This is a genomic window from Massilia sp. P2_C2 (genome assembly GCF_056404615.1).
In genome coordinates this window covers 1-8,378 of record NZ_JBFUDR010000278.1, presented here as the reverse complement: position 1 = coordinate 8,378, position 8,378 = coordinate 1, and the positions used below count along the sequence as shown (strand labels likewise).

The following is an 8,378-nucleotide window of genomic DNA, read 5'->3' as shown; positions in this document are numbered from 1 at the left end:
CGCGTAGCCCATCGCAGGATAGAACTTGAAACCGACAAATCCGTTATCCAGGGCATACTCCGCACGCTCCCGCCAATTCTCCCGCCGCGGATCGAACGCGGCGAATCCGGCTACCTTCCCCTTGTTCGCCGCTTCCAGCTTCTTCATCTTGTCGAGCTGATTCGGGAAAAAGGGATAACGCGGGCTTTCCTGACCGGCGTAGGCCATCTGCATATCCATCATAAAATGGACAACCTGCAATTGTGGGAAGCCTTTGCCGTAACCTTCGAATATCTTGTCCAGCAACGCCTGTTCGGATTTCAGCATTGTCAGGAAGAACTCCAGGTAGTTTTCCACGTGGCCCCATGCTCCAGGCTCCATGAGCGTCGCCACGATATGCAGCGCCATGCGCAGAACTTTGCCGGCCCAAGCCAGGATATCCGCCCCCGATGGCGACACGAAGCCGGCTTCGGTCGGTCGCCGCGGCGGCACCTCGCCAGCCCAGCCTTCTGCGGCGTAATCGATCTCCGAGAGGTCGACGATCAGCTGCATGATGCGCTCCGCATCGATCCCGTCGGATTTCTCGCCGGCGTCCGGCGCGCCAAGGAGTGCCGGCGCCTGGCCGGCCCGTGCAAGCTCGAAGCGGGCAATCGCCCAGATCTTGTCGAGCAAATACGCATCCTTCTCGTCTGGATCCGTTGGCATGGGCAGGAAGTCGTCCGATGCGTAGCTCGATCCTGTCATTTCCTCGAGAAGAGCCGCCGCACGTTCGGCCAGCGGACTTGAATCCTTTTTCATCGCGTTGGCGATAACACTCGCAAGGGGCACGTAGCGTGCATTGAACAGGTGGGTGTGCAAATCGATGATCCGCGAAGGATATGCCACAGTGTCTCCTCGTGATATTCGTGCGTGCGAACGGTTGCGCGCCGCTCCAGACGGCGCCCGCCTTCGCCCTCCGGTCAGGCTTCCTGCGCGCCCGCCTGCACGCCTGCCGCCTTGCCGTCCGGTCCGGCAGGTGTGTCGGCATCAGGGAATGGCATGTTCGCTGCAGCCGCCGCCCCACCCGGCGCCGCGACGTCGTCTCCTGGTGCAGCACCACCAGAGGAAATCGCCAGCCAGAACGCTGGAAGAACGAGCAGGGAACCAGCAGTCATCAGGCGCGGATCGCCCTGCGCTGGCGTCGGGATTGCTCCCGCCTGAAGCAGGGCGACGGCTTGGGCCTGGTTTCCAGCCGGAGCAGGAGCCGGCGGGTCGGCGGGCGGAGGGTTGCGTGTCTCTTTCGCGTTTCCAGCCGTGCTGTCCTGGAGTGGAAGATACCGGTTGATGAAACCCTCGATGAAGTCAGTGCCCGCATAGCCGATCCCGACGAGGGCAAAGAACTTGTTGGCCGCCTCTGCCTCATCCTTGAAAGTCGGGAGCGTGGTCAGCGTGAACACGCCGATGCCGCCGGCAATCGCCCCGATCAGCAGGCTCGACCAGAGTCGTCGGCTGTCGAACACGTCGTCCTGAAAAGACAATCCGTTCGCAGCAGCCTGCTCCTGAGCCTTTTTCAAGCCAACCACGACACGCAGCCCCTGGCCGAGCATTCCACCGATTGCACCAAACGTCACCAGCGAAAGGACTTCATTGATCTGCATGGTCACTCCATCAGGTAGTCATCCAAAGTGCGGCCGTGCTGGAGGCTGGCGCCGAAATCGCGGAATACGCGGCAGACAAGCAGGAGGCCGGTCGATAATTTTGATTCCGATCAATACCACCGACCAATAATCGATTGTCAAATGACTGAATGTCAATTAGCAAATATGTTAGTAATAATTTACAGCTGACTCTGTTATCTCTACGTAACGCTCAGTTAATACACGAAGGGAGCAGCGATGTCTCGAGGAATATCAACAAACGTATCGGTCGCTACACTGGCAGACTGCCTACGGCTCGGGAATATTGCATTCGCGTGCCGCTACTACAGCACGACCACCGCCATGCCCCAGAAAAGACTGACGCCAGGGGAAGCCAAGGCACTGCTGGACAAGGGGATCAACCTCGTCGCCATCTATGAAGACGGACCGACCGAGCGCGACTACTTCAAGGACAAACGTGGCGAACGGGACGGTCTGCATGCGCATCGGTATGCGGTGGAACTCGGACAGCCGGAAGGCAGCGCAATCTATTTTGCGGTGGACTACGATGCAACAGCCGACGATACGCACGGCGTGATCGCACAGTATTTCAAGGACGTGCGCCAGGGGCTGGCAGCCGCCGCCGGCGGAACGCCGCGTTATCGAATCGGTGTGTACGGATCGGGGCAGGTGTGTGCCCATATGAAGGAAACGCTGGGCATCGCCGACTATACGATGCTGGCCGAATCGCATGGCTGGGCCGGCCACGGCTATCCTTCCCCGAATATCAGGCAGGAAGTCGCCACCACGTCGCTCTGTACCCTCTCGCCCGGCGTGCACGGGACTTACGAAGACGCGTTTGCCGACGGCGATTATGGTGGCTTCTCGACGCTGCAGGCGAATATCGACAGCATGCTGCAGTTTGCGGAAGACAACGCGACGCCGGCCGAGACGCCGAGCGAATTCGCGAACCGGATCGTGGATCTCGCAAATCAGCAGTATCAAAAATATCATCAATATGTCGAGAGCGACTCCCCGCTCAAGGAGCAGATCCGCACATTCTGGCAAGATCTCGACTACACATTCCCGGGGGTCGAAACCGCGTGGTCAGCCGTGTTCATTTCCTGGCTGATGCGCACGGGAGGTGCGGCGCCTGCGGAATTCAAGGCGTCAAACGCGCATTCACGCTTCGTCTACTGGGCGATCGCGAATGCCCGGGCCGACCGGGGACTGTTTCGCGGCTACCCCATTGAATCATGCGCCCCTCGGGTGGGCGACCTCATTCACAACAATCGCGGTAAACAGAAACTCGACTTCGGCTTCGCCGCGGCACACGAAGCCTACGAAAGCCATTCCGCCCTGGTCGTTGCATTGGGCCGGGACGCTTCCGGTGCCTTTGCCCTGACCGTGGGCGGCAATGAGGGTGATACGGTCGGTCGCAAGCGGGTCCCTCTCGGCGTCGATGGAAAAATCCTGCAACGTACCGAAAACCCGTTCATCTGCGTAGTCCGAAATCTGAAGTAKGACGTGGCGAACGCATGGGCCATCGAGCAGGCAACGGCGTAACGGGCTGAAGCCCTGAGCCAACGCCTCGCCGCGCACGAGTTCCCGGGTTTGGCTGGAATCACGAAACATTGCATTACGAACGGCCGCGATCAGACGGTGTAAACGAAGAAAGCCAGCTTATCGCTGGCTTCCTTTTTGTCCCGATTCCCCGAATTTCCCCCAAGTTGTTTTACTCAACTCGCCGATGGAATCCAAGTCCTTGAATCGGAAACTTCAATCCTGGTGGGCGGTGCAAGTTTCGAACTTGCGACCCCAGCAGTGTGAATGCTGTGCTCTACCCCTGAGCTAACCGCCCCTTTTTACTGCTTTTGCTGCGTTTGCATCGCTGCAATGACGAGCATTATAGGGGGAATTTTGCGTTCTGTCACCCCTGCAGAGAATATTTTCTCCAAATACATTCTCCTTTTACTCCTTTATCGAGCGCGGCCAGCACGTCCTCGTGCTCGGCGAGCTCGTCGGCGCTGGCCGGCAGCACGAGGATGTCGCCCAGCGGACCGGCTTCCAGCAACTGGCCGCCGACGCTCGTTTCGACCTCGACGTCCATCGACAGCGAGTTCTGGCCGCGCGTCATTGCCAGGTAGACATCGGCCAGCAGCTCCGAGTCGAGCAATGCGCCGTGCAGCTTGCGGTGCGCGTTCGAGATGCCGTAGCGGTCGCACAGCGCGTCCAGCGAGTTGCGCTTTCCAGGGTGCAGTTCCTTGGCGTGTACAAGCGTGTCGATCACGCCGTTGCAGTGCTCGGCGAACGGCGGCAGGCCCAGGCGTTCGAATTCGTGGTTCAGGAACGCAAGGTCGAACGGCGCGTTGTGGATGATGATCTCGGCGCCCTGCACGAATGCGCGCAGTTCTTCGGCGATCTCGTGGAATTTCGGCTTATCGCTGAGGAACTCCGTCGTCAGGCCGTGCACCGCCAGCGCCGCTTCATCCGAGTCGCGCTCGGGATTGATGTAGCGGTGGAAGTTATTACCGGTCAGTTTGCGGTTCAGGATTTCGACGCAACCGACTTCGATGATGCGGTCGCCGGTGCGCGGATTCAGGCCGGTGGTTTCGGTGTCGAGGACGATTTGGCGCATGCGCGTGGATACTCAAAAAGCGTTGGGAAAGACCAGGAAGTATAGCAAAATCAGCGCCTTACCGAAGCCGCGCCCATGTTGGCGAGGGCGTCGGCGCGCTCGTTGCCGGGATGGCCGTTGTGGCCGCGTACCCAGCGCCATTCGACGGTGTGCTGCTGCTGGGCGGCGTCGAGGGCCTTCCACAGGTCGTCGTTCTTGACCGGTTCCTTCGTGGACGTCTTCCAGCCGCGCGCCTTCCAGCCATGGATCCATTCCGAGATGCCCTTCTGGACGTACTGGCTGTCCGTGTGCAGGACGACTTCACATGGACGGTTCAGGACGGTGAGCGCCTCGATCACGGCGCGCAGCTCCATGCGGTTGTTGGTCGTGTTCGGCTCACCGCCGAAGATCTCCTTTTCGTGGCCGCCATCGGCCACGAGCAGCGCGCCCCAGCCGCCGGTGCCCGGATTTCCCTTGCAGGCGCCGTCGGTAAAAATCTCAACTTTGGTCATGCTGCGTGTCTTTCCTTTGCATTACTTGTGATGTTCGTTGCGGTTCGCCGCCGGCACCGCCTGAGGCGCCTTGCTCGTCTTCCTGTTCCAGGCCGGGCCGATGATGCGCATGCCCTTCACGCGCTTGATCGCGTGGACCATATACACGGCCCCGAGATACGGCCACCAGCGCCGCCCCGCCCCTTCGACGAAGGCGAAGCGGTTGAGCCATTGCGTGGTCCGGAACGGCGGCGCGTAGCAGCCGAAATGGCTGCGCGTCACGCCGAGATTCAACAATTTTAACCAGTCTTTCAGGCGGGGCATAGAGATGAACTCGCCCGCCGCCGGCAGGTAGTCGCTGCTCGTGATGCGCCCCATCCCCTGGCGCACGCCCCACAGGCTGGCCGGATTGAAACCGCAAATGATCACCTGGCCCTCCGGGATCAGCACGCGCTCCACTTCGCGCAGCACCTGGTGCGGCTCGGCCGCGAATTCGAGCACGTGCGGCAGCACGACGAGGTCCAGGCTCTGCGACGCGAACGGCAGCTCGGCGAAGTCGAGCGCCACCGCGATCTGCTTGCCCGTCGCCGCGTAAACCAGCTCGTCGGCCGTCGACGTGCGCGTGGCCGCCTGCCATTTGTTGGGCATGCGGTTGGCGGCCAGCGCGTCGATCTGCGGCACGCCGATCTGGACCGCGTTGAAGCCGAAGATATCGACCGTCAGCTCGTCCAGGCAGGCCTGTTCCCAGGCGCGCACGTACGCGCCAGCCGGCGATTGCAGCCAGCGGTCGAGCGCTATAATGGATTTTTCGGATGCCGCGCTGTCCATGCCCAACCTTTATTCATACCTATGACTCCCTCGTCCAAGCATTCGACCACTGAGCTTGCCGTACTGATCGTGCCCGCGTTCAAGGACAATTATCTCTGGCTCATCCATGACGGCGTCCACGCGGCAGCGGTCGACCCGGGCGACGCGGAACCCATCCTTGCGGCCCTGGAGGCGAACGACCTCACCCTGACTGCCATTCTACTCACCCATCACCATGCTGACCACATTGGCGGCGTGACGCGCTTGCTCGAACACAGCAACGTACCGGTTTTCGGTCCCCGCACCGACGGCATTGCCGCCGTCACCCATCCATTGTCCGAGGGCAATCGCGCGCGAGTGCCCGGACTGGCGCTCGAGCTCGCCGTGCTGGACGTGCCCGGCCACACCAGGGGCCATATCGCCTACGTGCGGGACGACGACCGTGGTCACTGGCTGTTCTGCGGCGACACCCTGTTCGGCGCCGGCTGCGGCCGCCTGTTCGAAGGCACGCCCGCGCAGATGACGGCGTCGCTGGCCAAGCTCGCCGCCCTCCCCGACGATACGCTGGTCTATTGCGCCCACGAATACACCCTGTCCAACCTGCGCTTCGCCGAAGCGCTGGAACCGGGCAATCGCGCGCTGCAGATGCGCATCGCGCACGACAGCCAGTTGCGCGGCACGCACCTGCCCACGATCCCGTCGACGATCGCCATCGAAAAGGCGACCAATCCCTTCCTGCGCACGGGCGAACCGGCCATCATCGCCAGCCTGACGGCTGCCGGCCGCCTGGCGCCGGGCGCGGACCCGGTCACCGTGTTCGCCGCGCTGCGCGAATGGAAGAACGTGTTCTGAGCACGCCATGGTCACGGTGCGCTGCTATGCCGATCCGGTCAGTCCGTACGCGTGGCTGGGCCTGCGCGATCTCGGGCGCCTCGAGGCCGCGGGCGCGCGCATCGTCATTGTGCCCGTCCTGTTTGCCGGGCTGCTGAACGCCCACGGCAATATCGGGCCGGCCGAGGTGCCGGCCAAGCGGCGCTACCTGTTCCGCGACGTGATGCGCGAAGCCGCCCGCCGTGGGCTGTCCTTCGCCGGTCCGCCCGGCCACCCGTTCAATCCGCTGCCCGCCTTGCGCATGTGCACGGCACTCGCGGACGACGCGACGCGCGGCGCCTTGCTGATGGCGTTGACCTGCGCGACGTGGGAACGGGGTGCGGACCTGATGGACGAGGCGACGCTCGTGCGCCTGGCGGACGAGGCCGGGCAGGACGGGACTGGTCTGCTGGCGGCCGCGCAAACGCCGGCCGTGAAGCAGGCGCTGGCGGACGCGACGGCGCAAGCCATGGCGGATGGCGTGTTCGGTGTGCCGACCTTTCGCATTGCCGGCGACGGGGAATTGTTCTGGGGAGCGGACCGGATCGATGCGCTGCTATGGCGGATGCAAGGGCATGCTATCGACGAGGATGCGTTACTGGAGTTCGTCGGCCGGGAGCCGATGGCGCAACGGAAGCGGTGACCGCACGCCAGCGTCGCGTGCGGTGCGATCGTGCCCGCGCGTGCGGGCACGCGGATCGTCAGATTTCTTCGTACAGCGGCAAGGTCAGGAATTCGGCGAACTCTTCCGACGTCGACATCTGCTCGAAGATCTGGGCGGCGCGGTCATAGGTCGGGCTGTCGCCGTTCGGGGCGGCCGCCTTGGCGTTGGCCAGCTCCTGYGGGATCATCGCGCGAACCATCTCGGCCGTGACCTTGCGGCCATCTTCCAGCACGCCCTTCGGCGAACGGATCCATTGCCAGACCTGCGAGCGGCTGATCTCCGCGGTGGCGGCGTCTTCCATCAGGTTGTGGATCGGCACGCAGCCATTGCCGGCCAGCCAGGCGCCCAGGTAGTGGATGCCGACGTTGATGTTGTAGCGCAGGCCCGCCTCCGTGATCGGGGTCTCCGGACGGAAGTCCAGCAGGTCCCTGGCCGTCACTTCGACGTCCGGCCGCTGCTTGTCGATCTGGTTCGGACGGTCGCCCAGGACCTTCTTGAACGCCGTCATCGCAAGGTCGACGAGGCCCGGGTGCGCGACCCAGCCGCCGTCGTAGCCGTCGGTGGCGTCGCGGGCCTTGTCGGTCCGCACGCCGGACATCGCCGTCTCGTTCTTCTCCGGATCGTTCTTGATCGGGATCAGTGCGGACATGCCGCCGATCGCCGGCGCGACGCGCTTGTGGCAGGTCTTGAGCAGCAGCAGCGCGTAGGCGCGCATGAACGGCGCCGTCATCGTGACCTTCGGCCGGTCGGCCAGGCAGAAGTCCTTGTCCAGCTTGAACTTCTTGATGCACGAGAAGATGTAATCCCAGCGGCCCGCGTTCAGGCCGGCGCTGTGTTCGCGCAGTTCGTACAGGATCTCGTCCATCTCGAAGGCGGCGACGATCGTCTCGATCAGCACCGTCGCCTTGATCGTGCCCTGCGGCAGGCCCAGTTCGTTCTGCGTCATCACGAAGATGTCGTTCCACAGGCGTGCTTCCAGGTGCGATTCCATCTTCGGCAGATAGAAGTACGGACCGGCGCCGCGGGCCAGTTGTTCCTTCGCGTTGTGGACCATGAACAGGGCGAAGTCGAAGATGCCGCCGGAGATGCGCTTGCCGTCGACGAGCACGTGCTTCTCGTCCAGGTGCCAGCCGCGCGGGCGGACGACCAGGGTGGCGACCTTGTCGTTCAGCTTGTATTGCTTGCCGTTCTGTTCCAGCGAGATCGTCTTGCGCACGGCGTCGCGCATATTGAGCTGGCCGGTAATCTGGTTGTCCCAGTTCGGCGTGTTGGAATCCTCGAAGTCCGTCATGTAGCTGTCGGCACCCGAGTTCAGCGCGTTGATGACCATCTTG

General features: G+C 62.7%; 9 protein-coding genes and 1 tRNA gene. 3 read left to right on the top strand and 7 right to left on the bottom strand.

Features of this window, described 5'->3' with window-relative positions:
• Together AC1DYX_RS24430 and AC1DYX_RS24425 are read right to left on the bottom strand one after the other, a co-directional pair.
• On the bottom strand, nucleotides 1-864 hold an 864-nt coding region (locus AC1DYX_RS24430), incomplete at its 3' end, for a hypothetical protein (protein ID WP_477263682.1).
• A gap of 74 nt (nucleotides 865-938) precedes the next feature.
• Nucleotides 939-1,616, bottom strand: coding sequence for a hypothetical protein (locus AC1DYX_RS24425; RefSeq protein ID WP_477263680.1), 678 nt, complete (start codon nucleotides 1,614-1,616; stop codon nucleotides 939-941).
• A gap of 237 nt (nucleotides 1,617-1,853) precedes the next feature.
• Here AC1DYX_RS24425 and AC1DYX_RS24420 point away from each other — a divergent pair, with 237 nt between their 5' ends.
• Nucleotides 1,854-3,161 (top strand): DUF2272 domain-containing protein, encoded by a 1,308-nt coding sequence (locus AC1DYX_RS24420; protein WP_477263678.1) that lies wholly within the window; start codon nucleotides 1,854-1,856, stop codon nucleotides 3,159-3,161.
• Nucleotides 3,162-3,381: 220 nt separating this feature from the next.
• Here AC1DYX_RS24420 and AC1DYX_RS24415 read toward each other — a convergent pair.
• The 4 genes from AC1DYX_RS24415 to AC1DYX_RS24400 all read right to left on the bottom strand — a co-directional run bounded on the left by AC1DYX_RS24415 (nucleotide 3,382) and on the right by AC1DYX_RS24400 (nucleotide 5,531).
• Nucleotides 3,382-3,456, bottom strand: a tRNA-Val gene (locus AC1DYX_RS24415).
• Between the two features lie 69 nt (nucleotides 3,457-3,525).
• Nucleotides 3,526-4,233: a DNA polymerase III subunit epsilon gene (gene dnaQ, locus AC1DYX_RS24410; RefSeq protein WP_477263676.1), complete on the bottom strand. Its 708-nt coding sequence runs from the start codon at nucleotides 4,231-4,233 to the stop codon at nucleotides 3,526-3,528.
• Between the two features lie 50 nt (nucleotides 4,234-4,283).
• A complete protein-coding gene (gene rnhA / locus AC1DYX_RS24405) occupies nucleotides 4,284-4,724 on the bottom strand; it encodes a ribonuclease HI (RefSeq protein ID WP_477263674.1) in 441 nt (146 codons plus the stop codon).
• A 21-nt stretch (nucleotides 4,725-4,745) separates the two neighbouring features.
• Entirely contained in the window at nucleotides 4,746-5,531 is a 786-nt protein-coding gene (locus AC1DYX_RS24400) for a class I SAM-dependent methyltransferase (protein WP_477263672.1), read from the bottom strand.
• Between the two features lie 21 nt (nucleotides 5,532-5,552).
• On the opposite strand from AC1DYX_RS24400, the gene gloB reads away from it, so the two are divergent.
• The gene (gloB, locus tag AC1DYX_RS24395) at nucleotides 5,553-6,362 is read left to right on the top strand and encodes a hydroxyacylglutathione hydrolase (RefSeq protein WP_477263670.1); all 810 of its coding nucleotides are present in this window, start codon (nucleotides 5,553-5,555) and stop codon (nucleotides 6,360-6,362) included.
• A 16-nt stretch (nucleotides 6,363-6,378) separates the two neighbouring features.
• Complete coding sequence (locus AC1DYX_RS24390; RefSeq protein ID WP_477263668.1) at nucleotides 6,379-7,023, top strand: DsbA family protein; 645 nt, start codon at nucleotides 6,379-6,381, stop codon at nucleotides 7,021-7,023.
• Between the two features lie 58 nt (nucleotides 7,024-7,081).
• Here the strand turns inward: AC1DYX_RS24390 and aceB are convergent.
• Nucleotides 7,082-8,378, bottom strand: a 1,297-nt coding sequence (gene aceB / locus AC1DYX_RS24385) for a malate synthase A (protein WP_477263666.1), incomplete at its 5' end; no start/stop codon positions are given.

Excerpts from the sequence above, each read along its gene's own strand:
- rnhA (WP_477263674.1), bottom strand. The coding sequence starts at position 4,724 with ATGACCAAAGTTGAGATTTTTACCGACGGCGCCTGCAAGGGAAATCCG.
- AC1DYX_RS24425 (WP_477263680.1), bottom strand. The coding sequence starts at position 1,616 with ATGCAGATCAATGAAGTCCTTTCGCTGGTGACGTTTGGTGCAATCGGT.
- dnaQ (WP_477263676.1), bottom strand. The coding sequence starts at position 4,233 with ATGCGCCAAATCGTCCTCGACACCGAAACCACCGGCCTGAATCCGCGC.
- gloB (WP_477263670.1), top strand. The coding sequence starts at position 5,553 with ATGACTCCCTCGTCCAAGCATTCGACCACTGAGCTTGCCGTACTGATC.
- AC1DYX_RS24400 (WP_477263672.1), bottom strand. The coding sequence starts at position 5,531 with ATGGACAGCGCGGCATCCGAAAAATCCATTATAGCGCTCGACCGCTGG.